Source organism: Saccharothrix carnea (genome assembly GCF_003014735.1).
Classification (GTDB): domain Bacteria; phylum Actinomycetota; class Actinomycetes; order Mycobacteriales; family Pseudonocardiaceae; genus Actinosynnema; species Actinosynnema carneum.
In genome coordinates, this window is record NZ_PYAX01000024.1 from 65,425 (window position 1) to 89,466 (window position 24,042).

The window sequence follows — 24,042 nt, forward strand, 5'->3', positions numbered from 1 at the left end:
GTCCGGCTCGACGGCCACCACAGCCCACGCCACCGCGCGACGCCACCACAGCCCACGCGACCGCGCGACGCGTTTCCCGCGACTCGATCCCCGCGCCGCGACCGCGCGGCGGTGCGGTGCGGTGCGCCGCACCCGGCGCCCGAGACCTCTGCCCCGCTACCGCCCGCCGCTCTGCGCGGCACCGGCGAAGGGCGGCGGCCGAGAGGGCGGGGGCCGTTGGGGGCATGCGGCTGGTCGAGGCGGGCCTTGTTGTTTCTCCCGACGTTTCAGGTGAATAATAACACCGTGTTCTTTGATGTCGGCAGCATGATCACCCGATCGTGGAAGCGGCAATCAGCATAAGTGCAGGTCAGGGTGGTGGCTGGTGCCACGCTCGTTGACTTCCACCTCCCGACTCCTCGGTGGGTGCCGAACTGCGCAGCGCCGTGCCGCTGCCGCCGCCCTTCCGGGTACCGCTGCCGCTGCCCACCGTGCTGAAGCCGGTCGGCACCTCGGGCGGCGCGGACCGCTACGAGATCACCCAGCGCGAGGCGGACGCGGAGATCCTGCCCGGCATCAGGACACCGCTGTGGACCTACGAGGGCACCTTCCCGGGGCCGACGATCGAGTCACGCAGCGGTCGGCCGGTCACCGTGGCGCACCGCAACGAGCTGCCCGTGCCGACCGTCGTGCACCTGCACGGCGGGCGGACACCGGCGGCCTCGGACGGCTACCCCACCGATCTCGTGCTGCCCCGTGGCGCACGCCCACCGCACGGCATGCACGATCCGCGGGCCGTGGTGACCGAGCTGACCGGGGACTACACGTTCCCGCTCGACCAGCGGCCCGCGCTCTTGTGGTACCACGACCACCGGATGGACTTCACCGCCCCGGCGGTCTGGCGCGGCCTGGCCGGGCTGCACGTCGTCCGCGACGACGCCGAGGACCGCCTCGGCCTGCCCGCCGGGCCGCGCGAGCTGCCACTGATGATCACCGACCGCGCGTTCGCCGCGGACGGCAGCCTCGCCTACCCGTCCCTCGACCCCACCCTGCGCGAACGGCCGGGCGTGCGCGAACCGTACGTCGGCGGTGTCCTGGGTGACGTGATCCTGGTCAACGGCGCACCGTGGCCCGTGCACACTGTCCACGGACGTGCCCGACCGGCAACGGTCGGACGCCGTGCGGGTGCGCGACTTCTCGTTCCGCACCGGGCGGGTGCACCACGGTGGCCGCGGCTGGTTGATCGGCGGGCTCCCGTTCGACCCGGCCCGCACCGACGTCACGGTCGGTCTCGGCGACGTCGAGGTGTGGCGGCTGGTCGCCGACGTCCACCACCCCGTCCACCTGCACCTGGTCGGCTTCCGGGTGCTGTCGCGCCGCGGTCGGCCGCCGCTGCCGCACGACGCGGGGCTCAAGGACACCGTCTCGCTCCGGCCGGGCGAGGCGGTGGAGATCATCACCCGCTTCGACGGCTACCGCGGCCGTTACCTGTTCCACTGCCACAACGCCGAGCACGAGCACGAGCACGAGCACGAGGACATGGGCATGATGGCCAACCTGGAGGTCGTGTGAACACGGGCCCGGCCGCACGCGCGGGGACGGCGCAGCCGGGCCCGGTGGCCGGTCAGCGCCGCCAGTCGTTGGGGCGGCCGGTACGCCAGTCGTTGGGGCGGCCCGTGCGCCGGTCGTTGGGACGGCCGGTGGGGACGGTGAGAGTCTTCATGCTGGTCTCCAGGGGGGTGCTCGACTGTCTGTGATGGCTTGGTTACGGTGTCCTCACCCCTGTTGTGAGGTGGTGACACCCAATGGTCTCCGGGAGCCGGCCAGGACGCGCGTCCCCTCTGGGTCGGTGCCGCGGCTGGTCGCTGTGGCGGCTGCCGCGCGCGGTACTGGGCTACGTGCTCGCGGTGGAGGTCGTGGCGGTGGTCGCGGTGGCGTCCGTGGCGACGTTGACGCCGGTCACGGGACAGCACTGGCTGTGGTTCGTGGTGCTGGCCGCCGCCGCGGTGGTGCACTTCGAGGCGGCCCGCGGGCTGGAGCGGGTGCGGGAGGTCGCGGCCGAGGGCAGCCCGTACGCGCACCCGCAGTCGATCTGGCTGTTCGCCGGGGTGCTCGTGCTGCCACCGCCGCTGCTGGCGGCGCTGGTGATGGTGAGCTACGGCTACGGGTGGCTGCGGATCTACCGGCGCAGCCCGTTGCACCGCAAGGTCTTCTCCGCCGCGACCGTGCTGCTGGCCTGTTGGGCGGCGGGCGCGGTCCTGCTGGCGGCGCACCCGGACGCGACGCTGCCGCACGCCGCGCAGCTGACCGGCCCGGTGGACCTGGGCGCGCTGGTGGCGGCCGGTGTGGCGTACTGGTTGGTCAACCTCGCGCTGGTGGTGGGCGCGATCCTGCTGTCCACGCCGGGACGGCCGGGCCGCGATGTGCTGGGGCCGCCGAGCCAACAGCTGGTCATCGCCGCGTCGATCGGTCTGGGCACGGGCCTGGCGGTGGTGCTGGTGACGGCGCCGTGGGTGATGCCGGTGCTGGTGGTGACCATGCTGGGCATGCACCTGGGGTTGCTGCTGCCGGTCTACCGCACCGCCGCCCGGGTGGACGGCAAGACCGGGGCGCTGACCGCGGTGGCCTGGACCGAGCAGGCGGGCGCCGAGCTGACCCGTGCGGCGGCGACCGGCGTCCCGGTGGCGGTCCTGCTGCTGGACCTGGACCACTTCAGCGAGATCAACAACACCCGCGGCCACCTGGCCGGCGACCACGCGCTGCGCGCGGTGGCGAGCGAGCTGCGGCGCCAGGTCCGCGACGGCGACCTGGTCGGCCGGTGGGGTGGTGAGGAGTTCGTGGTGCTGCTGCCCGGCGTGGACCTGGCCGCCGCGTCACGGGTCGCCGAACGGATCCGGGAAGCGGTGCGGGGACCGTTGACCGACGTGCCCACCACGAACCCGGGCACCGGTGGCACGTTGCGGATCACCGCGTCGTTGGGCGTGGCGGTGTTCCCGGCCCACGGTGACACGGTCGACCGGCTGGTGCTGGCCGCCGACACCGCCCTGTACCGCGCGAAGGACAACGGCCGCGACCGGGTCGAGACCGCACCCGCCGCCGGGGCCTGACCGCGGATGGTCGGATCCCCTGACGGGCGGACGCGGTACCGCGAGGTGTTCGCCTCCGCCGAGTACCGGGCGCTGTTCGCGGCGCACACCGTCTCCACAGTCGGCGACCAGTTCGCCCGGGTCGCGCTGACCGTGCTGGTGTTCCGCGACACCGGTTCCCCGGCGTGGGCGGCGATCACCTACGCCCTGACGTTCTTGCCGGACCTGATCGGCGGACCGCTGCTGTCGGGCCTGGCCGACCGGTACCCGCGACGCGCGGTGATGATCTGCTCCGACCTGCTGCGCGCGGCGCTGGTCGCGCTGATGGCCGTGCCCGCCCTGCCGTGGCCGGTGGTGTGCGGGCTGCTGGTGCTGGTGCAGCTGGCCGGGGCGCCGGCGGTCCCGGCGCGGACCGCGCTGCTGCCGCACATCCTGCCCGGACCGGCGTTCCGCGCCGGTGCCGCCGCCCTGTCCACCGTGAGCCAGGCCGCCCAGGTCGCCGGCTTCGCCGCCGGCGGTGTCCTGGTCGTCGCCGTGGGCACCGGCGGGGTGCTGCTGATCGACGCCGCGTCGTTCGCCGCCTCCGCTGCCGCCGTCGCCTGGTGGGTCACCCCACGTCCCACTCCCGGTGACCCCGCCGGTGCCCGTCCGGGCTGGTGGCGGGCGGTGACTTCCGGCGCGGTGCTGGTGTGGCGGGACCGGCGGTTGCTGGCGCTGATCTGCTTCGCGTCCTTGTCGGCGTTCTACATCTGCGGTGAGGCGTTGGCCGTGCCGCTGGCCGACCGGCTCGGCGGCGGGCCGGTCGCGGCCGGCTTGCTGTTCGCCGCTTACCCGGCCGGTTGTGCGCTCGCGTCCCTGTTCGTCGCCACCCGACCGGAGCGCACGCAGCTGCGCGCGCTGCCCGTGCTGGCCGTCGCCACCAGCGCGCCGTTGATCGCCTGCGCCCTGAACCCCGAGCTGCCGGTGCTCGTGCTGCTGTTCGTCGTTTCCGGCGCGGCCAGCGCGTACCACGCCATCGCCTCGCCCACGTTCGCCCTGTGGACCCCTGATCACGCCCGTGGCCAGGTTTACGGGTTGGCCGTCACCGCCCTCAAGATCGCCCAGGGCTTGGGCGTGGCCGCCGCGGGGATCGCCGCTGAACACGCGTCGCCCCACTACGTGCTCGCCGCGGGCGGTGTGCTCGGCGTCCTCGCCGCGCTGGGCGTCGGCGTGCTGTGGCGGCGCAGTGGCGCGCTCGACGAGGGACGACCCGTCACGTCGTGACGCCGGTCGACCCCCGGACCCCCGGAATTGTCGGTGGTGGTCGATAGCGTGTGCGCGTAGATCACGTGAGGGGGAAGGAACGCATGTCTGCCACGACGTACCTGGAGCTGTCCGAAGCGAACGGTGGCGCGCACAAGTACTACGAGGTGCGGGTCGAGGACACCGAGGTCACCATCACCTACGGACGCATCGGGGAATCGGGGCAGGTCAGGACAGCGACCTTCGCCGACCACGCCAAGGCGGTCAAGGCGGCCGAGAAGAAGATCGGCGAGAAGGTGCGCAAGGGCTACGCGCCCGCCGTGAAGGGCGCTCGGCAGCGCCGGGCGGTGAGCAGGCGGCAGATCGTCAGCACCCGGTCGACCGCGCGCCAGGCGCCGGTGCTGTGGCGGTTCGCGTCCGGCGCGCCGGCGTTCGGCATCCACATCGGCGACGACCGGGCGTGGGTCGGCAACGAGAACGGTGACGTCTTCACCCTCACCCACGACGGCCGGGTGACCGGGAGGTTCGGCCTACCGGATGCGGTCAAGTGCATCGTGGCCGACGACTTCTGGATCTACGCCGGGTGCGACGACGGCCGGGTGTACGACCTCGGCGCCAAGGTGCCCCGGGTGGCCTACGAGATCGCCGACGACGTCGACATCTACTGGCTCGACATCCACGACGGCGTGCTGGGCGTGTCCGACCGGCAGGGCCGGGTGACGGTGGTGGACCACGAGGACGAGTTCCAGTGGTCGCGCCCGGCCACCGGCGACCACGCCTGGATGGTCCGCTGCTCGCCGGAAGGCGTGTTCCACGGCCATTCCCGGGGCGTCACGCACTACACCGCCCGGGGCGAGGAGGTGTGGCACGCCGACACCACGGGTCAGGTGCTGTTCGGCTGGCAGGAGCGCACCGAGGTGTTCGCCGGCACCAGCCTCGGCCGGGTGCAGCGCATCCGCAAGGCCGATGGCGCCAGGATCGCCGACTACCGCTGTGACGCGCCGGTGTTCTCGTGCGCGACGTCGCCCGGCGGCGAGTTCGTGTTCGCGGGCGACAACCAGTCCTCGGTGTACTGCTTCGCCGCCGACGGGACCAGGCTGTGGAAGCTCGCCACCGGGTGCGGTTCGGCGTACTCCATGCAGTACCACGACGAACGGCTCTACCTGGTGACGACCGACGGCTCGCTCTCGTGCGTCGACGCGAGCCCGGCCGCCGTGCGCGACGCCGAGCAGGGCCAACTCCCGCAGCGCCAGGACATCAAGGCGGGCAGCATCGCCCGCGTCGAGGCGACCGCCGAGGTCGAGGTCGTCTCGCACGTCGCGCCGGGCGAGGGCGTCGTCGTGGAGTGCGTCCAGGAGGGCGGCCGGGTCAGGGTGCACGTCGTCTCGGACGGGTACGACCGCTCGTGGGGCGTGCAGTTCCCCAAGAACATCCGCGTGCCCGGCGCCCGCTACCTGGTCACCGACGTGGTCACGTCGGCCAACGGCTCGTTCTACCGCACCAGGGGCGAGATCAAGCGCCTCCGCTGACCACGGGTGCCGGCGGACGGCCCGGGGTCGACCGCCGGCACGGGTCCGGGCGATCAGGTGCCCTCACCAGTGTCGGTTGCAGCACTCGACGTGCAGGGTCGACCACGGGTTGCGGGCGTCCGCGTTGGACAGCTTGAGGCGTCCCAGTTCGATCTCGGCGCAGAAGTGGCGGTCGGGTGACTCGGCGAGCCTGGCGGGGTAGTCCTCCGCGAGTTCCCGCACGGTGTCGCCTTCCAGTTCGTAGGCACGACGGCTGCCGATGACGAACAGCGTGTCGGCGGCGACGGACCAGCGCAGGTGGTCCTGGAACTCGCGGTGGTTCCGCCGGTCGTGCTCCTCTGCGCCGAAGGCGCGGAACGCCTCCGGGCCGAGCGTGACCTTGTGGACCGCCGACCGGGACAGGCGCGCACGGACCTGCTTCCACCGGGACACGGGGAACTGGAGGCTGTGGTGCAGCAGCACCAGGTCGAGCTCGCGCCCGCCGCACTCCTCACCGCACGACGACGGACCCGACCGCAGCGGGAGGTAGACGAGGCTGTGCGGTGAACGCGCCGCCAGCCACCAGGCGAAGGCGAGGTCCACGGTCGCGGCCCGGTCCACCGACAGCTGCGCCCCGGTCCAGTGCTCGCGCAGCGCCGCGTGGGCGATCGGGTGCGCCGGACGGATCACCCGGTAGCTGTCGCCACCCAACCGCACCGCACTGACCAGCGTCCGCCACTCCTTCCCGGCCAGCCGCACCCCGCCACCCCCCTCGCACCGATCGGCGACGGGACTGTAGACATCAGCGCTGGATCGTCGTCCAGCCGGCCACCGCCGCCGCCTGACCAGTGGTTGCCAGGCAGTCCGTCGCCGCAGTAGTTCGTGTTACGAATTGTCCGATGTTACCCTCGGTGCGTGAGCATGCAGGGTGACGGCCGGATGGGGATCGTGGCCGCGCTGGTGCGGTCGACGTTCCTGGTGGACGCGGTGTACGCGGCATCGGCGCGGAAGTACGGCATCACCTCGCAGCAGGGGCAGTTGCTGTGCGTGCTGATGGCCGGACCGCGTGGCATGACCGAGCTCGGCGCGATGCTGCGGCTGGCGAAGTCGAGCCTGACCGGCCTGGTCGACCGCACGGAGCGCAACGGCTTGGTCGGACGTGAGTCGGACCCGGACGACCTGCGTGCGGTGCGGGTGGCGTTGACACCGCACGGCAGCGAGTTGGTCGAGGAGTTCTACGCCGAGACGTGCCGGCGGATCGAGGACCTGCCTGCGGCGCTCGACCCGGAGGACCGCGACGTGCTCGCCGACCTGCTCGGCCGGGTCGTGCTGGCCAACGAGGTGCCGGAGGTCTTCCTGGCCTCGGAGGAGGGCACCGGCAAGAAGGTGTGATCCACCGGACAGCGCGTTGAAGTTCGTACCACGAACTAATATGGTTCGTGGTACGAACTTCAACTGCTGGGAGTGGACCATGAGTCGTACCGTCGCCATCATCGGTGGAGGCTACGGAGGCGCGGCCGTCGCCAAGGCGCTGGAAGCCGAGGCGGACGTCGTGCTGATCGACCCGCGCGACGCGTTCGTCAACGCGGCCGGCTCGCTGCGGGCGGTGACCAGGCCCGAGTGGGCCGCCAACGTGTTCTTCCCGTTCGACACGCTGCTCACCAGGGGCACGGTGATCCGTGACCGCGCGGTCTCGGTGGACCCGGGCGGGGTGACCCTCGGCTCCGGGCGGCGCGTCGAGGCGGACTACGTGGTCCTGGCCACCGGGTCCAGCTACGCCTACCCGGCCAAGCCGGTCGCGGACTCCGTCAGCGACGCGCTGGACGACTTCCGCCGCACCCACGAGGAACTGGCCGGCGCCGACCGGGTGCTGGTCCTGGGCGCCGGTCCGGTCGGGCTGGAGCTGGCCGGGGAGATCAAGGAGGTCTGGCCGCACAAGCACGTGACGATCGTCGACCCGGCCGACCGGTTGCTGCCCGGCTACGAGCCGGGGATGGTCGAGGACCTGCGCCGTCAGCTCGACGAACTCGGCGTCCACGTGCGGCTGGGTGTCGGCGTGACGCCGCCGGACGAGCCCGGCCGGTCCGGGACGTTCACCGTCACCACCACCGGCGGCGACGAGATCACCGCCGACATCTGGTTCCGCGCCCACGGCGTGCGGGTGAACAGCGACTACCTCGCGGACGGCCGCCTCACGGCCCGCACCCCGGCCGGGCTGGTCCCGGTCACCGAGACCCTCAACGTCCGCGGGCACGACCACGTGTACGCGGTCGGTGACCTCACCGACCTGGCCGAGGACAAGCGGGCCGGTTACGCGTTGCAGCACGCCGAGGTGGTGGCCGCGAACATCACCGCCCAGCTGCGCGGCGAGCCGCCGGTGGCGACCTACCGGCCGTCGCCGCACCCGATGATCCTGATCCCCCTGGGCCGACGCGGTGGCGTCGGCCAGCTGCCCACGCCCGATGGCCCGTCCGTGGTCCCGGCCGCGACGGTCACCGCGTACAAGGGCGCGGACCTGTTCACCGGCCGGTTCACCGAGCAGTTCGGCCCCACCGCGGCGCAGTTCGACCCCACCGCGGTCTGAGGACGTCCGAAACGGACGGTCACCCCAGGGCAATACGCCTTGTCATCACTCGGAAAGGCAGACAATGTCCGAACACGACGTCGTCTTCGGCTTCGGCGCGCACAGCGGCATCGGCGAGGGGCCGCAGCTGCTGGGCCTGGTCCAGCGGGCCGACCGGGACGGGCTCGACCACTTCTCCCTGTCGGACCACCCCTACCTCGGCGATCGCCTGGACGCGTACGCCACCATCGGGTTCGTGCTCGGCCGCACCGAGCGGATCGCGGGCCTGGCGAACGTCACCAACCTGCCGACCCGGCCGGCGCCGCTGCTCGCGCGGATGGTGACGTCGCTGTCCGCGCTCTCCGGTGGCCGCGTCGTGCTCGGCATGGGCGCGGGCGGGTTGTGGGACCGGATCGCCGACCTGGGCGTGCCCCGGCTGTCCCCCGGCCAGGCCGTGGACGCCTTCGAGGAGGCGATCGTGCTGGTCCGGAAGCTGTCCGGCGGCGGGCCACCGGTCACGCACCACGGCCGCCACTACCGGGTGGACCGGATCCGGCCCGCGCCGGTGCCCGCGCCGCCGGTGTGGACGGGCTCGGTCGGCCCGAAGTCCCTGGCCGCCACCGGCCGGGTGGCCGACGGCTGGATCCCGGGTCACGCGGCGGACTGGCTCAGCGACCGCTACCGCGAGTCCCGGCCGGTCGTCGACGAGGCCGCGGTCGCCGCGGGCCGTGACCCCCGGGAGGTCCGCACGGTCTTCAACCTCCCCGGCCGCGTCACCGACCGGCCGCTGCCCGCCACCCGGGACGACGACGGCCGCTGGCTCGGCGGCGACGCCGGGCAGTGGGTCGAGGAGCTGACGTCGGCGGTGCTGGAGCACGGCGCCTCGGGCTTCACCCTCTTCTCGCCCGAAGGCGGCACGCCGGACGCCGTGTCCCTCGCCCGTTGGGCGGGCGACATCGTCCCAGCCGTCCGCGAGGCGATCTCGAACCGGTAGTCACTGCGACAGCGATGTCCCGGACGTGGACAGGCCGGGGTCGGACGACGTCCGGTCCGGCTGCGACCGGTCGGTCCGGCCGCCGGATCCCGGCGTCCAGTCCGAACCGAGCCGCGTCCGGCGGGGGTTGGCGACCGCGCGCCCGGTGTCGATCTCGTGCATGTGTGTCCTCCTGGTGACGAACGCACTTCGTTGGTAGCCGGCGGGCGGCGCCGGCAAACGATGAGGTACGTCACGCGCGGTGGCGTCGGCTCACCGCGGTGCGCTCCTATCAAGACCCGATCGTTGACACTTCTTCCGACCCGAGCCAGTCTATGTGTCACATCTTGACAGCGGGCTCGACGGCCGGTGTCGGCGTGCTTCGACGGCGTACTTCGACGAGGAGGTACCAGCGGTGACACGGTATGAAAGCGCTTTACCCGTCCTCGGCGGCCCAGGCGCCGGCCGGGCGGCGCGCCACGCCTCAGGGCGGTGGAGGCGTGGCACTGCGGCGGTCGTGGGCGCGGTGGTGCTCGGGGCGCTGACCGTCGCGGTCGCGGTCCAGCCCGCGTCCGGCGCCGACAACCCCTACCAGCGCGGGCCGGACCCGACGCAGTCCAGCGTCTCGGCGAGCCGGGGCACCTTCGCCACCGCCCAGGTCGGCGTGCCCGCCGGGAACGGCTTCGGCGGTGGCGTGATCTACCACCCCACCGACACCGGCCAGGGCACGTTCGGCGCGGTCGCCATCGTGCCCGGCTACACCGCCACGTGGGCCGCCGAGGGCGCGTGGATGGGCCACTGGTTGGCGTCGTTCGGGTTCGTCGTGATCGGGATCGACACCAACAACCGCAACGACTGGGACACCGCCCGCGGCACCCAGCTGCTGGCCGCGCTCGACTACCTGACGCAGCGCAGTTCCGTGCGGGACCGGGTCGACCCGAGCCGGACCGCGGTGATGGGCCACTCCATGGGCGGCGGCGGTGCCATGTACGCGGCGCTGCAACGACCGTCGTTGAAGGCCGCGGTCGGGCTCGCGCCGTTCAGCCCGTCGCAGAACCTGACGACCACGCGGGTGCCGACCATGCTCCTGTCCGGCCAGAACGACACGACCACCACGCCGGCGAGCATCGTCACCCTCTACAACGGGATCCCGAGCAGCGTCGAGAAGGCGTACCTGGAGCTCACCGGCGCCGGTCACGGCTTCCCCACCTCGAACAACTCCACGATGATGCGCAACGTCATCCCGTGGCTGAAGATCTTCGTGGACAGCGACACCCGCTACACCCAGTTCCTGTGCCCGTTGTCGGACAACAACGGCATCAGGGCCTACCAGAACACGTGCCCGCTGGTCCCCTCCCCCGTGCCGACGAGCACGTCCACCACCACCTCGACCACGACCACGACGACGACGACCACCACCACCACCACCACGACATCGGTGCCGGTCGGCGCGTGCAGCGCGACCTACCGCACCACCAACGCGTGGTCCGGCGGGTACCAGGGCGAGGTCACGGTGGCGGCGGGTGACTCGGCGGTCAACGGCTGGACCGTCCGGTGGACCCTGGACAGCGGCCAGACCATCAGCCAGGTCTGGAACGGCACGCTCAGCGCCACCGGCTCGGCCGTGTCGGTGCGCAACGCCTCCTACAACGGCGCGCTGCGACCCGGCACCTCGACCACGTTCGGCTTCCTCGCCGGCGGCTCACCGTCCGCGCCGGTTCTGTCCTGCACCAGCCCGTAGGGGGACCCACCGGCTGGGAAACGTGGTCCTCCAAGGCGGCGGACCTGGCGTGGCGGCGTGCGCCGTCGGTCAGGCCGCCGCCACGTAGGCCGTGGCGAGGGCGGCGAGTTCCGCGTCCAGCGGGATCGGCGCGACAGCGGTGTGCACGTCAGCCCCGGCCGCCGGTCAGGATCTCGGCGGCGGCGTCGAGCCCGGTCGCGGTACCCACGACGACGGCCAAGTCACCTTGGTCGAACAGGAACTCCGGGCCGGGCGACGGGTGCGCCACCCCGGCGCGGACGACGGCGACGATCGACGCGCCGGTGCGCGTGCGCAGCGCCGTGTCGCCCAGGGCACGGCTCGCGAACGCCGTGACGGGCAGTTGACGGGTGGTGATCCCGCCGACCTCGCGGTGCTGCTCGCGGAGCTGCGCGACCAGCTGCGGGGCGCCGAGCAGGCCTGCCAGCGTGCTCGCTTCCTCTGGTGCGAGCGGGACCGACGCGGCGGTCGCGTCGGGATCGTCCTGCTTGGAGACGATCAGCTCGAACTTCCCGTCCCGGTAGGTGATGACCCCGACCCTGCGCCCGGCGCGGATGGCGAAGTCCTGACGGGTCCCGATACCGGGCAGCGGGGTCACCTCGACGTTCACGACGGCCACCTTCCATTCGGACAGATCGAACTCGGGGCGACCGCGGGGTCCCACGCCGATCCGGTGTGGGACCCGCTCGCCGAGCACGGACAGTGGTACAACGCGGCGCAGGTTCGCCGGACCTAGCCGGCGCCCAGGTAGGCGAGCGCCAGCAAGGATCCCGGACCGGTCAGCAGACCGAGCGCGATCACACCGTAGAACGGCTTGTCCTTGGCGTACATCGCCACCAGCAGACCGCCCGCGGCGACAGCCGCGCCGATCAACAGCGCCAGCAGGACAACAGGGTAAACCGACATGTACCGGGCCTTCCGGAAGACGCGACCGCGTCAAGCGCCCGTCGTCCGCCGTCACCACAGCGCGGCGAAGCCCGGACACGCCTGACACAGCAGCAGAAAGTACGAATCACGGGCCTGCGGGCAGGCCGCCATGGCACGCCGACGCGCGATGTGCGCGGCCGACGTGTCGTCAAGTGCTCAGAATCGGATCATCCTGTGCACGTCGAGGGTGGCGCCCTGGTCGACTGCGGTGTCGGTGCCGCGACGGCCACCGCCGAGTCGGCGGTTCCGCCGAGGGGTGCGCGTCCGTACCGGCCGGACCTGTCGGTCTCGCGCGAGCACAGGGCCCACCAAGCCTCGTACAGCGCCGCAGCGGGCGCATGTGCCGCGGTGACCGCCAGTCGCGGGCGGTCGTGGAGGTCGTCGTGCATCGAGGGCGCGGTCGACACCGACTCGCCGACGACGCGGTGCAAGCCCGCGTCCCCGTGCCCGGCATTCCGCGCCGGGACCACGGTCAGCCCGAGCAGCACCAGCAGCAACACGAACGGGAACCCGAACCGGCTCACCCTCGCCGCTGCCCGCACCTGCCCGGTTCCTCTCGCCGACGACTGTCCCCCGAAGTCGGCACAGCATACGCACCCGCCCGGACCGGTCACCCCGTGCAGCCGGTGCACGACGTCCTCGGAGAGCAGAGCAGGAGCGGCACCTCGGGCCCTGGCGGTTCTCCCGGCTGACCCTGACCGGGGCCTCGGACGACAGCCGCCGGACGCACACCGGGGTGCGCGGTCAGCAGGCGGTGCCGGTGGTGGCGCGGCGTTCGAGCATGACGGTGTCACGCCAGACGCCGTGGTGCTGGGCGATGCGTTCGCGGACGCCCACGGTGCGGAAGCCGGCCGAGTGGTGCAGGGCGATGCTGGCCCGGTTCTCGGGGAAGATCCCGGTCTGCAGGGTCCACAGGCCGCCCGCGTCGGCGGCGGTGACCTGGCGGTGGAGCAGGGTCTTGCCGACGCCCCGGCCGCGGAAGTCCTCGCCCACGTAGACGGAGGTTTCGGCGACACCGGAGTAGCACTCGCGGGCGGAAACGGCAGTGGCGGCGGCCCAGCCGGCGACCCGGCCGTCGAGGACGGCGACCCAGCGGTGGTCGGGCAGCCACTTGGCTTCGAGGGTGCGGCGGCTGGGTGTCTCGGTCTCGAAGGTGGCGTTGCCGGTGGCGATGCCCTCGCCGTAGATCCGGCGGACGTCGGGCCAGTCGTCGTCGGTCAGGGGGCGGACGGTGACGTCGGCGGGCAGGTCGGTCGGGCAGCACGGCCGGGTCACGATGGTGCCCATGACCGCGTCGGCGGCGTGCGGCAGGCCGGTGCAGCACGCCTGGTTGACCGACACCAGCGTCGCCGTGCCCTCCTTGCGCATCCGGACGAAGCCCACGTCGGCGAGCTTGCGCAGGTGGTGCGAGCAGGTCGACTGGCTGACGCCGACGGCCTCGGTCAGCGCGCCCACGGTGATCTCGCCGGGGTGGGTGGCGACGGTGTGCAGCAGGCGCACCCGGGTCGGGTCGGCCAGGCAGGCGAACCACTCGGCGTAGGTGGCGGCGTCCTCGGGTGCGAGGCCAACGGCGGGCTGCGTCGTCGTCATGCCCCCAGACTAATCGATGAACACCGATGGTTGCATCCATCGAGAACGCTCGATACATTCTCCATCGTTCGATCGAGGAGAACCGATGAAGGGGGTGGCTCGTGAGCGAGCTCCCAGTGGTCGTGGTGGGTGCGGGGCCGGTCGGGTTGGCCGCGGCGGCGCAGCTGTTGGAACGGGGTCTGCGGCCGTTGGTGCTGGAAGCGGGTCCGCGGGCCGGTGCGGCGGTGGCGCAGTGGAACCACGTGCGGCTGTTCTCGCGGTGGTCCGAGCTGGTCGACCCGGCCGCGCGGCGGCTGCTGGAGCCCTCCGGGTGGACGGCGCCCTCGCACGAGGACTACCCGACCGGGGCCGAGTGGGTGTCGCGGTACCTGGCGCCGCTGGCCGAGGCGCTGGGCGACCACGTCCGGGTGAACGCCCGCGTGGTCGGGGTCGCCCGGCAGGGCCGGGACCGGGTCGTGGACGCGGGCCGGGACAGCGAGCCGCTGACCGTGCACGTCGAGACCGCCGCGGGCGAGGAGCGGATCACCGCCCGAGCCGTGGTGGACGCGTCGGGCACGTGGGGCTCACCCAACCCGTTGGGCGGCGACGGCCTGCCGGCGATCGGCGAACGGGCGGCGGCCGACCGGATCGCCTACCGCGTCCCGGACGTGGTCGCCGAGGCCGAGCGGTACGCGGGCAAGCGGATCGCGGTCGCCGGCAGCGGGCACTCGGCGCTCACCGCGCTGGTCGCGCTGGCGGGGCTGGCCGAGCGGCACCCCGGGACGCACGTGACGTGGCTGCTGCGCCGGGGTGTGGTCGGCAACGTGTTCGGTGGTGGTGAGGCCGACCAGCTCCCCGCGCGGGGCGCGCTCGGGCTCAGGGCCCGGGAGGCGGCACGCGCCGGGCACGTGCAGGTCGTCACCGGGTTCCGCACCGCCGCGGTCGAGCGCGCCGGCGACCGGCTGGTGCTGGTGTCGCAGGACGGGCACCGGTTGCCGCCGGTGGACGAGGTCGTGGTGCTGACCGGGTTCCGACCGGACCACTCGTGGCTGTCGGAGGTCCGGCTGGACCTGGACCCCGTGCTGGAGGCGCCGGTGATGCTCGCGCCGTTGATCGACCCGAACGCGCACTCGTGCGGCTCGGTCGAACCGCACGGCGCGAACGTGCTGCGCCAGCCCGAGCCCGGTGTCTACCTGGCCGGTATGAAGAGCTACGGCCGCGCGCCCACGTTCCTCGCGCTGACCGGCTACGAGCAGGTCCGCAGCGTGGCCGCCGAGATCGCGGGCGACCACGCGGCCGCGGCCGAGGTCCAGCTGGAGCTGCCGAAGACCGGCGTGTGCGGCGGATCCGGGGTGTTCGACGTCGAGCAGCCCGCCTCCTCCGGCGGGTGCTGCGGCCCGGCATCCGTCGAGCAGGAGTCGTCGGCGAGCTGCCGTCCGGCGCAGGTCGTCGAGCAGCCGGTGGCGTCGGGCGGCTGCTGCGGCGGCCTGGCGGTGGCGGACCTGACCTTGACCGCGCCGGGTGTGCGCGACTGAAGTTCGGCAGCCCGGCACATCGAGGGGCGTGCCGGGCTGCCGTTCCACCGGCGGTGGTTGCGCGCGTCACGTCGCCTACCGCGACGAGTGACGGGCCTACGTCGCCGCGTTGGAGAAGAACCTCCCCTGACCCGTCACCGTTCGGCTTGCGTCACCCAGGCGGGAACCGGGTCACCCACCTGCGTTGCCAAGGGGTCTCGACGGCACGGGGGTGGTGGTGCCGGCGGGTCCAGGCGACGGCGTGCGCCGGGTCGGTGCCGGCCAGGACGGCGAGGCAGGCGAGGGCGGTTCCGGTTCGGCCGACTCCGCCACCGCAGGCGACTTCGACCGCCTCGCCGGCACGTGCCCGCGCGTGGAGGGCGCGGATCTCCCGGACGGCGGCGTCACGGTCGCGGGGCAGCCGGAAGTCCGGCCACTCCAGCCAGGTGTGCGGCCAGGACAGGACGGCGTCGTGGGCACGGCGAAGCCGGGCCGATCCCAGGTACAGGCCGAAGTCGGGCACGGGACCCGCCGGTGTCGGGTGGCGCAGGCCGCGCCCCCGCACCCAGGAGCCGTCCGGCAACCGGAGGCCGCCGGCCAGGGGTGCGTCGCTCATCGGACCGCACCGCCCACGCGGGCACGGTGGTTGGCGACGTTGACGCGGTTGCCGCACCGATCCGGGCGGCAGTAGCGGCGACGCCCGGCCCGGCTCGTGTCCGCGAACACGCCCCGGCAGCCCGCCGCTCCGCAGGCGCGGAAGCGGTCGTGGCCGAGCGCCCGCACCACGCCGAGCAGGCCGACGCCGACGAACGCGGCCAGTTCGTCGGCCGGCGGCGCGCCGGGAGCGGTGGGCACGTGCCACTGCCACCGGCCGTCGACGTCCTGGCGCAGCACCGGGCCGAGCGCGGCGCGGCGGGTCAGCACGTGCGCACCCGCGACGGCCTGGTCCTCCGTCTCGGTCTCCAGGATCCCGCGCACCTCGCGGCGCAGCAGCTGGACCTGGAACAGGTCCTCGCCGGTCGGTTCCCGGTCCGCGAAAGCGTCGAGCCGCACGTCGTGCTCGGCCAGGAACTCCGCGAGCGACCCGGGGGTGGGCAGGCCGTCCCCGGCCTCCGTCACCGTCGGGGAGGTGTTGACCAGGTCCGTCGCCACGGCGGCACCGGCGGGGTAGTCGGTCAGCGTGATGTCCACGGCAACCTTTCAACGTAAGGGGTATGGCTGGACTATACCCCTTACGCGCGCGGCCGGCGACTACCGACTCGTGGAGAACTCGGTTTCGAGCGTGGGCAGGTTGTTCCCCTGCTCGTCCAACGAGTCGACCTCGGGCGGGGCCGGGAACACGAACAGCGAGTTGGTGGCCGAATCCCGCAACCCCCCGCTGAGGTGGTTGATCGCGGCGACGATCTCCTGCTCCTGGTCGCGGTACGACTTGGCCGCGTCACCGAGGACGCTCTTCATGTCGGAGTCGGTCTTGGTCGGGCTGTCGTGACTGATGGTCTTGCCGACCTGCGGGCTCATCCGGATGTTGTTGAACCCGGTCACCACCGACGCGGCGTCCTTCGCCGAGAGCGAGGCCAGCCCACCCGCGGCCACGCCTCCCCAGACGGTCCAGGCGGTACCCGCGGCGATGCCGACGAGCAGGGCGATCTGGACGGCGTCGCCGGCGCTGATCTTCGCCACCTTGTCGAACGCCTCGATCGACTTCCGGCCGATGTTCCAGATGTCCTCGTTGAGCTTCTGCCGCAGGTGCATGTGCATCGACAGGGACGCCGCCAGCAGGTTGACCGCCACGACCTGGTTGTCGACCTTCTCCTCGAACTTGGTGAGGACCTTCTCCTGGAACGCGACCTTGGCGGAGCCGTGCCAGCTCGAGATCTTGTCGTCGATGTTCTCCGAGATCTGCATCGGGGTGTCCTGGCCGGCCAGGTCCCCGATCCCACCGCTGATGTCCGGCACCGGCACCTCGGTCCCTCCCGGGTTCAGGGCCGGGAAGTCGTGCTTGAGCGCGAACGACATGCTGCCGAGCGTGTTCAGGGCGCGCTGCATCCCCTTCGGGTCCGGGGTGGCGAAGCTCTCGTACAGGTCCGGGTAGTCGAGGTAGAAGTCGGTGTCGGGGAAGAGCCCGTCGGATTCGAACGGGTTCTTGAACTCGAGATCGGGAACGATCATCCGCAGCCGTCGCTCGCGGAGGACGGCGTCGCGCGCCGCATCGGCGACGTCCTTGCCGAGTTGGCGCAGCTCGGCCTGGGTGTGAAACGTCATGGTCGACTCCTGGTGGTCTGCCGCGCGGTCGGGCGCGGTGTGCTGCTCGGCCGGTCAGGCCGGGGTGTGGTTCAGCGATTCGGTCTGGCGCGCCATCGCGGCCGCGATCTCGGCGTCGGTGGCGGCGTAGGTGTCGACCACGTGCGACATGGCGTTCCCGATCTTGACCGCGTTGCCCGCGCAGGTGTCCAGGACCCTGACGACCTCGTCGCGCAGGCCCGCCCAGCTCGTCGCGAACGCCCCGCCGGCACCGGTCACCGGCGGGTCGGCGGCCATGTTCTCGGCGGCCAGGCTCGTGTTGCGCGCGTCATTCGCCAGCACGGCGTAGATGTAGGACAGGTCCCGGAGGTCCTTCCGGGCGACGTTGTTGAGCGATTCGAGGTTGGTCTGGAACGACATGCGTGGCTCCTCTTGGGCGTGGACAGGTCATCGGTCTTTGGGCGGCTCGATCACCGGCACGGCTTCGAGCGCGCCGTCCGCGCCCAACCGCCACACCACCTTGGCCGGCCGCGCCTCGTCCTGCGGCGCGGCGGCGGGCTGCGGTTCGGCGGGTGTCGCGTGGCCGGGCCACTCGTCCTCCGGGGTGGCGGGCGCGCCGATGACGCCGGTGGCGGCGATGGCGTCCTGATCACCGGCCGCGAACGTGTCGTCGTCGGCGTTGATCTCGTAGCGGCGCTGGTGCTCGGTGTCGTCGGCCCCCTCTCCCCTGGTGGCGGCGGGCATGGCCATCGGCATCGCGGTCGGCGTGGTTGATCCACCGGTCGGCGTGGTTGCCGCGGGGACGGTGTCGGCCTGCCGGCTCGCGGTCGTCTCCTTCGGCCCGATCGCGGACGTGGATCCGCCCGGGGCCAACCGGTTCGGCGGCCGGGTGCCCGACGCGCCGGTGGCCGACACCGCGCCGGCCGTCGTGGCCACACCGCCGAGCGGCGCCGTGCCGGTCAGGCTGGTTCCCGACGACGTGCTTGCGGTCGAGCCCGGGGTGATCGGCAGGGAGGCCGCGCTCGTCGTGCCGGCCGGACGTGAAGCGGCCACCTCGGTGTCGCCGGTCTGGTCGGCCACGCCGGACGTCGCCTGACCGGTGCCGGTGGACGTCGCGGTGCCCTCGGTCGCCTGGGCGCCGGAGCCGATGAGTTGGCTCTGCCCGGTGGCTGTCTTCTCGCTCTCAAGAGCGGTGGCCGGTGTCCCCTCGGCTGCCGGCGCGTCGCCGCCGCTGCCCTCGGCGGCCTTGGCCAGCTTCTGCAGGAGCTGGGTGACCGCGTCCACGACGGTCAGCACCAGGTCGACCAGCTTCATCAGGTTCGTGGCGTTGGCCAGCAGGTTCGCCATGACGTCGGCGATCTCCGCACCGCAGGCGGTGGCGATGTCGACGCAGGTCCTGATCGCCTCGACGAGGCTCGCACCGCCCGTCAACGGGGCGCGGGCGATGCCGTCCGCCATCACCGGGATCATCTTGCGGACCGCCTCTTCGATCAGCCCGATGATCCGGGTCAGCGCCTTGACCACCTCCTCGCCCGCGCCGACGACCGCGCCGGAGATCGTCTTCGCCGCCTCGGAGATCGCGGTGAGGCCCTCGGCGAACTGGGCGCCGGTGGCCCGGTGCCCGTCCGCGGCCTCGCCGGTCCAGCCGCTGGTCCCGGTGGTGGCGGCTTGGCGGAGGGTGTCGGCGAGCGTGCGGATGTCCGTTGCCGCGGTCGCCATGCCCTGCGCCGGCGTGGTCACCGCGCCGGGGTCGCCGCGGAACTGGTCGAGCGGTTTCGCCAGGAACGCCACGTGCGGGGTCAGCACGCCGACACCGGCGCTGTCCAGGGCGGCCAGCGGGTCGGCCGACGAGAGGAGCACGCCGAAGTCGGCCGGTGCCGGCAGGCTCGCCAACCCGCCGGTGGACCACTCCGCGTCGAGCACCGCACCGGACACCGTGGCGAGTTCCGCCAACAGCCCGGCGGTGGTCTGGTCGCTCATCGTCGGTACTCCTGGACGAGGTGGTCGGCGGAGTGCTCGTCGGTCCGCTGGTACCCGTCCGCGGAACGGCGGAGGGCGACGCTCACCGCGTCCACCGCGGCCGACACGTCGCTGATCGCGGCGTTGGCCTGGCCGAGTGCGACGGACAGCTCGGCGGTGAGGAACCGGGTGAACGTGCCGAGCGCGCCGTCCGCCATGCGGTCCGGTGCCCGGTCGGACACCCCGGAGAGCTGGTCGGCGATGCCGGCGACCGTGGTGGCGTGCCGGCGCAACTGCTCGGCGTCGACGTCGAAACCGCTCATCCCCGTCGCACCCCCGGGTTCTCGAAGTAGTCGTCCTCATCCGCACCGGGCCGGTGCGCGCGGTCGTCCACTTCGGCCGGCAGGTGTGCCTTGACCAGGTCGAGCGCCGCGCTCGGGCCGACGAAGTCGGTCATGATCCCGGTGAGCTGCCCGGCCGCCGACCGCTGTGCCGCCTTCGCCGTCGCCACGATCAGCCCGGCCAGCACGTCCGGTTCGAGGGCGCGTGCGTGCGCGGTCAGCCGGAGCCGCTCCAGCGCACCGCTCACGCCGACCCAGGCCTCGACCTCACCGCGCGGCGCGATGGCGTGCCCGCCGACCTGCCGCAGCCGGGCACTCGCCCGCACCGCGCCGTCCACCGCACCGGCCAACTCCCGCTGGTAGTCGGCCAGCCACTGCTCCGCACTCACCGTGGTTCCCTCCCCGTGCTCGATCCCGCGACACCGCCGGTGATCCGTCCTGGCTGTGTCGGACCGATGCTCGAACCACGGGGGCGGCCATCACCAGGCCACCGACCGGCCATCTATGCCCGGTGCCGTTGACCAGCACAAACCTGTCTCGTGAGGACCGCACAACGGCGACGGGCCCGGATCCGCTCGGCGGCCAACGCCAAGACCGGTGACGTCCCACCCCCACCACCAGCCCAGCTCCGCGGCCCGCGACAACCCCAGCCACCCCGCGACCGCTCACGCAGCGGCCGGCGCCAGGACCGTGACGTCCCGGCGCCGCCACCGGTCCGTGCCGGCGGTCGATCAGCCGGCGAGGGCCGGGGCGGAGCGGCGACGAGGGGGCACGAGGTTGCCGCGCCGCCGGGCCAGCCACAGGAACCCGGCCGTCACCACCACGCCCGCCAGCACCGAGTACGCGCTCGCCTCCGGGCCGAACTCGCCGCCGCTGAGCAGGTACGGTCCGGACGTCACGCCCTCCAGCAGTCCCTGCGGGGCGTTCGAGCCGGAGACGCTGGTGCTGAAGACGCCGCCCTGCGCGAAGTTCCAGCCGAAGTGCACGCCGATGGGCACCCACAGGTTGCGCGTGGCGGCGTAGGCGGCGGCCAGCATGAACCCCGCCTCGACCGCGATGGCGAACGCGGTCCACAGCGTGGCGTGCGGGTTGAACAGGTGGGCCGCGCCGAACAGCAACCCGGTGAGCGCGAGCGACGCCCACGTGCCGATCCGCTGCTCGACGATGCGGAACAGGATGCCCCGGAACAGCAGCTCCTCCACCACGACGGCGGCCGCCGTGAACCCGAGCAACGCCACCGCACCCGCCGGCGAACCCCAGCCCAGGATCCGGTAACCGCCGAGGAACGCGATGTTCGCGATGACGGCGCCGAACATGCCGACGCCGATCAGCAACCCTCGCCCGAACGCGGGGCCCGCTCCCGTTCCGGTCACCTCGACCGGCTCGCGGCGCTCGGTCCGCCGCACCACCCACACGTACACGTACAGCGACAGCACCGCCGTCGCCAGACCGCCCAGCAGGGTGAGTGGCACGTTCCACTGGGCCGCGCCGACGATCGCGCTGCCGCCGAAAGCGACGACGGCAACCGCCCCGAGCTGGAACAACAGTCGCATGACCAATCCTTCGTGAGCCGTTCGCGGCCGATGCGCCGCGGTTGCCCGGAACGCTAGGGATCGGACGGCCCGAAATCGTCACCGCGCGGTGGACACCTGCGCGTAGCTCGCACGGGGGACAAACCCGTGGCGGCGCGGATTTCCGGCACCTCCGGGCCGACAGCTCCCGCCGGCCCGGAGGTCCGGTCTCACTTCAGGTGCCGGACGAAGAACCGGTTCCCGTCGTCACCCTCGAACGCCGGGACGCCGGTGTGCCCGCCCATGTTGGCGTGCAGCGTCTTCTCCGCGGAGCCGAAGGCGTCGAACAGGTCCAGGGCCATCCGGCGGTCGTTGCCCTGGTCGTCCCACTGCAGCAGGACGAGCAGCGGGATGGTGACCTGGCGGGCCTCCTCGAACAGGGCGCGGGGCACGAAGCTCCCGGCGAACAGCAGGGCGGCCGAGATGCGCGGCTCGACCACCGCCAGCCGGATGCCGATGGAGATCACCCCACCCGCGTACCCGACCGGGCCGCTGATCCCGGGCAGCGCGAGGAGGGCGTCCAGGGCGGCCCGCCACTCCGGGACCGACCGGTCGACCAACGGGAGGACGAGCCGGTCGACGATCTCGTCGTCCACCGGCCCGCCTGCCTCCAACGCCCGGCGCAGGTCGGCGCCGGCCTGCTCGGCGGCGGCGGAACGAGGCCGTTCACCGGCACCGGGCAGCTCGATGGTGGCCGCGGCGAAACCCGCCGCCGCGGCGTGCCGGGCCCTGGCCACCAGCCGGGGGTACATCTTGTCCAGTCCGCCGGGGTGGCCCAGGAGGATCAGCGGCGCCGGCGCGGAGGCGGGCGTCCACAGCAGGCCGGGGATCCCGTCGAGGGTGAACCCGCGTTCGAGGACACCGTCGTCGAGGCGTTGTTCGGAGGTGAATCGCACGGTCTTGCCTTTCGGGAGTGCTCGTGAACGGCGCTCCCGGACGACCTACCGCCCGACCGTGACCCCTGAGGGGAGCACCCATGTCGAAACGTTCACGGGTACCACCTCCTCGGTCTCTCGCACGGCCGCGGGCAAAGTAGCAGTGATCACCGGGTCCGCCAACGGATTTCGCGGAACGCCGGAACACTTCCGCCCGCCGGACGATGATCCCGGTATGAGGGGTGCACAGGGGGCCGTGGCGCTGATCGCGGCGGTGGTGTTGACAGCGTGTACGAACGAGACCCAGGCGGCCGGACCGACCTCGTCGTCGTCTTCGAGCACGACCGCCACGACGACGACCACGACCAAGTCGGTGGCCGAGATGCTGCCGCGGCACGTGGAGGAGGCGGCCATCCCGCGCCACGGCCTGATCGACCGGGGCTTCCCCGAGCCCACGGAGCAGGAGTACCGGTCGTGGTGGATGCTCAAGCCGTGCCTGGTCGTGGTGCCGGCCGAGGAAGCCCGCACGGCGTCACTGCAGCGCAAGTGGATCGACGACCGGCTCGACCTGCGGCACAGCGTGATGGCGTTCGAGAAGTACACCGGGGCCGAGTTCATCGACCAGTTGAAAGCGGCGACGGCCGACTGCACGACGTGGGAGTACGACAACGGCCAGCGCTACGACGTGGTCCCCGGCGTGACGCCGCGGCAACCCGCCGGCCTGGACGCCTTCCACGGGTTCTGCGTGGACACCGTCGAGGAGACCGGCCCGGCGCGACGCTGCGTCGCCTTCCTCGCCCACCGCAACGTCGTCTCCAGCCTGTACGTGATCCAGCGCACGGCGCCGCTCGAAGCCTCGCTCGAAAAGCTGCACGAACTCCTGCCACGCGTCGTCGAACACCTGACCACCTGACCGTCCGGTCCCGGGGTTTTCCCGACATCTCCCGAACCGGAACCTCGCGCCGGCCGCCCGCGTCATCATCCGAAGAGGGTGGGGACGCGCGGCAGAGGTAATCTCGGCCACCGCTGGGCCGGTTCGGTGATGGGGGAATGTTCGATGGCAGGCGAGAATCCGCTGGTGGCGGCGCCGCCCGCGGAGTCGGGTTCGTTCTTCAACGCCGGTACTGGTGACAATGGTTGGGCGACGGGGATTTCCATCGCGGAGTCGGCGATGGACACGTTCAACGGGATCAAGGACGGTAACTGGGTCGAGGCCGGCCTGGGGATGGTGGGGCTGGCGGCGGACGCGGCGGCGATGGCGATCGACCCGTTCGGGACGTTGTTGTCGTCGGCGGCGTCGTTCCTGATGGAGCACGTGCAGCCGCTCAAGGACATGTTGGACTGGCTGGCCGGTGATCCGCCGGTGATCGAGTCGTACTCCACGACGTGGAACAACGTCGCCGAGGAGTTGGGGAGGATCGCCGAGGAGTACTCCGCGGGGGTGCGGCGGGGCACGGAGGGCTGGACCGGTGCGGCGGCGGAGGCCTATCACGCCAATTCGGCGGTGCATGGTGACGCGTTGGCCGGTGCGGCGTCGGCGGCGGGCACAGTGGGCACGGTCGTGGGGTTGATGGGCATGGTGGTGGGGTTCGTGCGCGAGATGGTGCGCGACCTGATCGCCGATCTGGTGGGCAAGCTCATCGCGTGGGTGCTGGAAGCGGTGTTCTCGCTGGGGTTCGGCACGCCGGTGATCGTGGCGCAGGCGGTGACGGCGATCTCGAGGTGGGCGGCGAAGATCGCCAAGATCATCCAGGACCTGTTGAACACGATCAAGAAGGTCTCGCCGATGCTCAAGCGTCTGGTCGAGGTCTTCGAGAAGATCATGAAGGTGGTCGGCAAGCTGGCCGGCAAGGTCACCGGCCTGGACGTGCTCAGCCCGGGCAACATCAAACCGGGCGGCTTCCTGCAAACCGGCCGCGCCGACATCGACACCCC

The 24,042-nt window shown here is 72.4% G+C and carries 25 protein-coding genes and 1 pseudogene; 11 read left to right on the forward strand and 15 right to left on the reverse strand.

From position 1 onward, the window contains the following. Nucleotides 1-395: 395 nt before the first annotated feature. From B0I31_RS43215 to B0I31_RS37665, 4 genes and pseudogenes are all read left to right on the forward strand, one after another. Nucleotides 396-1,551: pseudogene (locus tag B0I31_RS43215) on the forward strand (multicopper oxidase family protein); the annotation flags it as partial. Nucleotides 1,552-1,784: 233 nt separating this feature from the next. After that, nucleotides 1,785-3,086, forward strand: a complete 1,302-nt coding sequence (locus B0I31_RS37655; protein WP_106620155.1) for a GGDEF domain-containing protein — start codon at nucleotides 1,785-1,787, stop codon at nucleotides 3,084-3,086. Nucleotides 3,087-3,092: 6 nt separating this feature from the next. Continuing rightward, entirely contained in the window at nucleotides 3,093-4,328 is a 1,236-nt protein-coding gene (locus tag B0I31_RS37660; RefSeq protein WP_106620156.1) for an MFS transporter, read from the forward strand. Between the two features lie 83 nt (nucleotides 4,329-4,411). Further along, on the forward strand, nucleotides 4,412-5,836 hold the full coding sequence (locus B0I31_RS37665) for a WGR domain-containing protein (RefSeq protein WP_106620157.1): 1,425 nt from the start codon (nucleotides 4,412-4,414) through the stop codon (nucleotides 5,834-5,836). Between the two features lie 63 nt (nucleotides 5,837-5,899). Here B0I31_RS37665 and B0I31_RS37670 read toward each other — a convergent pair whose 3' ends face one another. Next, nucleotides 5,900-6,574 carry a hypothetical protein gene (locus B0I31_RS37670; RefSeq protein WP_106620158.1) on the reverse strand — a complete coding sequence of 225 codons (675 nt, stop codon included), beginning with the start codon at nucleotides 6,572-6,574 and terminating at the stop codon, nucleotides 5,900-5,902. A 180-nt stretch (nucleotides 6,575-6,754) separates the two neighbouring features. Between B0I31_RS37670 and B0I31_RS37675 the strand changes: the two genes are divergently transcribed. The 3 genes from B0I31_RS37675 to B0I31_RS37685 all read left to right on the forward strand — a co-directional run bounded on the left by B0I31_RS37675 (nucleotide 6,755) and on the right by B0I31_RS37685 (nucleotide 9,372). Continuing rightward, entirely contained in the window at nucleotides 6,755-7,207 is a 453-nt protein-coding gene (locus B0I31_RS37675) for a MarR family winged helix-turn-helix transcriptional regulator (protein WP_106620180.1), read from the forward strand. Between the two features lie 79 nt (nucleotides 7,208-7,286). Next, nucleotides 7,287-8,399: an NAD(P)/FAD-dependent oxidoreductase gene (locus tag B0I31_RS37680; protein ID WP_106620159.1), complete on the forward strand. Its 1,113-nt coding sequence runs from the start codon at nucleotides 7,287-7,289 to the stop codon at nucleotides 8,397-8,399. Between the two features lie 64 nt (nucleotides 8,400-8,463). Beyond that, a complete protein-coding gene (locus B0I31_RS37685) occupies nucleotides 8,464-9,372 on the forward strand; it encodes an LLM class flavin-dependent oxidoreductase (RefSeq protein WP_106620160.1) in 909 nt (302 codons plus the stop codon). Here B0I31_RS37685 and B0I31_RS41040 read toward each other — a convergent pair whose 3' ends face one another. After that, on the reverse strand, nucleotides 9,373-9,534 hold the full coding sequence (locus B0I31_RS41040; RefSeq protein ID WP_181320748.1) for a hypothetical protein: 162 nt from the start codon (nucleotides 9,532-9,534) through the stop codon (nucleotides 9,373-9,375). A 334-nt stretch (nucleotides 9,535-9,868) separates the two neighbouring features. Between B0I31_RS41040 and B0I31_RS37690 the strand changes: the two genes are divergently transcribed. After that, the gene (locus tag B0I31_RS37690) at nucleotides 9,869-11,092 is read left to right on the forward strand and encodes a poly(ethylene terephthalate) hydrolase family protein (RefSeq protein WP_245950728.1); all 1,224 of its coding nucleotides are present in this window, start codon (nucleotides 9,869-9,871) and stop codon (nucleotides 11,090-11,092) included. Between the two features lie 148 nt (nucleotides 11,093-11,240). On the opposite strand, the gene B0I31_RS37695 is transcribed toward B0I31_RS37690, so the two are convergent. From B0I31_RS37695 to B0I31_RS37705, 4 genes are all read right to left on the reverse strand, one after another. Next, on the reverse strand, nucleotides 11,241-11,720 hold the full coding sequence (locus B0I31_RS37695) for a cation:proton antiporter regulatory subunit (RefSeq protein ID WP_106620181.1): 480 nt from the start codon (nucleotides 11,718-11,720) through the stop codon (nucleotides 11,241-11,243). 122 nt (nucleotides 11,721-11,842) lie between these two features. Then, nucleotides 11,843-12,016 (reverse strand): hypothetical protein, encoded by a 174-nt coding sequence (locus B0I31_RS41045; RefSeq protein WP_181320749.1) that lies wholly within the window; start codon nucleotides 12,014-12,016, stop codon nucleotides 11,843-11,845. Nucleotides 12,017-12,204: 188 nt separating this feature from the next. Further along, nucleotides 12,205-12,579, reverse strand: a complete 375-nt coding sequence (locus tag B0I31_RS37700; protein WP_146174102.1) for a hypothetical protein — start codon at nucleotides 12,577-12,579, stop codon at nucleotides 12,205-12,207. Between the two features lie 202 nt (nucleotides 12,580-12,781). Next, a complete protein-coding gene (locus tag B0I31_RS37705) occupies nucleotides 12,782-13,627 on the reverse strand; it encodes a helix-turn-helix domain-containing GNAT family N-acetyltransferase (protein WP_106620163.1) in 846 nt (281 codons plus the stop codon). 101 nt (nucleotides 13,628-13,728) lie between these two features. Between B0I31_RS37705 and B0I31_RS37710 the strand changes: the two genes are divergently transcribed. Further along, complete coding sequence (locus B0I31_RS37710) at nucleotides 13,729-15,141, forward strand: FAD-dependent oxidoreductase (RefSeq protein ID WP_106620164.1); 1,413 nt, start codon at nucleotides 13,729-13,731, stop codon at nucleotides 15,139-15,141. A gap of 151 nt (nucleotides 15,142-15,292) precedes the next feature. Here the strand turns inward: B0I31_RS37710 and B0I31_RS37715 are convergent, their stop codons facing one another. From B0I31_RS37715 to B0I31_RS37755, 9 genes are all read right to left on the reverse strand, one after another. Next, nucleotides 15,293-15,736, reverse strand: a complete 444-nt coding sequence (locus B0I31_RS37715; protein ID WP_106620165.1) for a protein-tyrosine phosphatase family protein — start codon at nucleotides 15,734-15,736, stop codon at nucleotides 15,293-15,295. Further along, nucleotides 15,733-16,311 (reverse strand): CGNR zinc finger domain-containing protein, encoded by a 579-nt coding sequence (locus tag B0I31_RS37720; RefSeq protein ID WP_106620166.1) that lies wholly within the window; start codon nucleotides 16,309-16,311, stop codon nucleotides 15,733-15,735. Before B0I31_RS37720 ends, B0I31_RS37715 begins: the two co-directional genes overlap by 4 nt. Before the next feature lie 60 nt (nucleotides 16,312-16,371). After that, nucleotides 16,372-17,382: a hypothetical protein gene (locus B0I31_RS37725; protein WP_106620167.1), complete on the reverse strand. Its 1,011-nt coding sequence runs from the start codon at nucleotides 17,380-17,382 to the stop codon at nucleotides 16,372-16,374. A 54-nt stretch (nucleotides 17,383-17,436) separates the two neighbouring features. Beyond that, nucleotides 17,437-17,781, reverse strand: a complete 345-nt coding sequence (locus B0I31_RS37730; protein WP_106620168.1) for a hypothetical protein — start codon at nucleotides 17,779-17,781, stop codon at nucleotides 17,437-17,439. A 27-nt stretch (nucleotides 17,782-17,808) separates the two neighbouring features. After that, complete coding sequence (locus B0I31_RS37735) at nucleotides 17,809-19,341, reverse strand: hypothetical protein (protein WP_106620169.1); 1,533 nt, start codon at nucleotides 19,339-19,341, stop codon at nucleotides 17,809-17,811. Continuing rightward, nucleotides 19,338-19,643 carry a type VII secretion target gene (locus B0I31_RS37740; RefSeq protein ID WP_106620170.1) on the reverse strand — a complete coding sequence of 102 codons (306 nt, stop codon included), beginning with the start codon at nucleotides 19,641-19,643 and terminating at the stop codon, nucleotides 19,338-19,340. The genes B0I31_RS37735 and B0I31_RS37740 overlap by 4 nt, the downstream gene beginning before the upstream one ends. After that, the gene (locus tag B0I31_RS37745; protein ID WP_106620171.1) at nucleotides 19,640-20,050 is read right to left on the reverse strand and encodes a hypothetical protein; all 411 of its coding nucleotides are present in this window, start codon (nucleotides 20,048-20,050) and stop codon (nucleotides 19,640-19,642) included. Before B0I31_RS37745 ends, B0I31_RS37740 begins: the two co-directional genes overlap by 4 nt. A gap of 342 nt (nucleotides 20,051-20,392) precedes the next feature. Next, complete coding sequence (locus B0I31_RS37750) at nucleotides 20,393-21,214, reverse strand: CPBP family intramembrane glutamic endopeptidase (protein WP_106620172.1); 822 nt, start codon at nucleotides 21,212-21,214, stop codon at nucleotides 20,393-20,395. A gap of 188 nt (nucleotides 21,215-21,402) precedes the next feature. Beyond that, on the reverse strand, nucleotides 21,403-22,128 hold the full coding sequence (locus tag B0I31_RS37755) for an alpha/beta hydrolase (protein WP_106620173.1): 726 nt from the start codon (nucleotides 22,126-22,128) through the stop codon (nucleotides 21,403-21,405). 214 nt (nucleotides 22,129-22,342) lie between these two features. Here B0I31_RS37755 and B0I31_RS37760 point away from each other — a divergent pair, with 214 nt between their 5' ends. Both B0I31_RS37760 and B0I31_RS37765 read left to right on the forward strand, forming a co-directional pair. Continuing rightward, nucleotides 22,343-23,020, forward strand: coding sequence for a hypothetical protein (locus B0I31_RS37760; protein ID WP_181320750.1), 678 nt, complete (start codon nucleotides 22,343-22,345; stop codon nucleotides 23,018-23,020). Nucleotides 23,021-23,164: 144 nt separating this feature from the next. Next, on the forward strand, nucleotides 23,165-24,042 hold an 878-nt coding region (locus B0I31_RS37765; RefSeq protein WP_425444476.1), incomplete at its 3' end, for a WXG100 family type VII secretion target.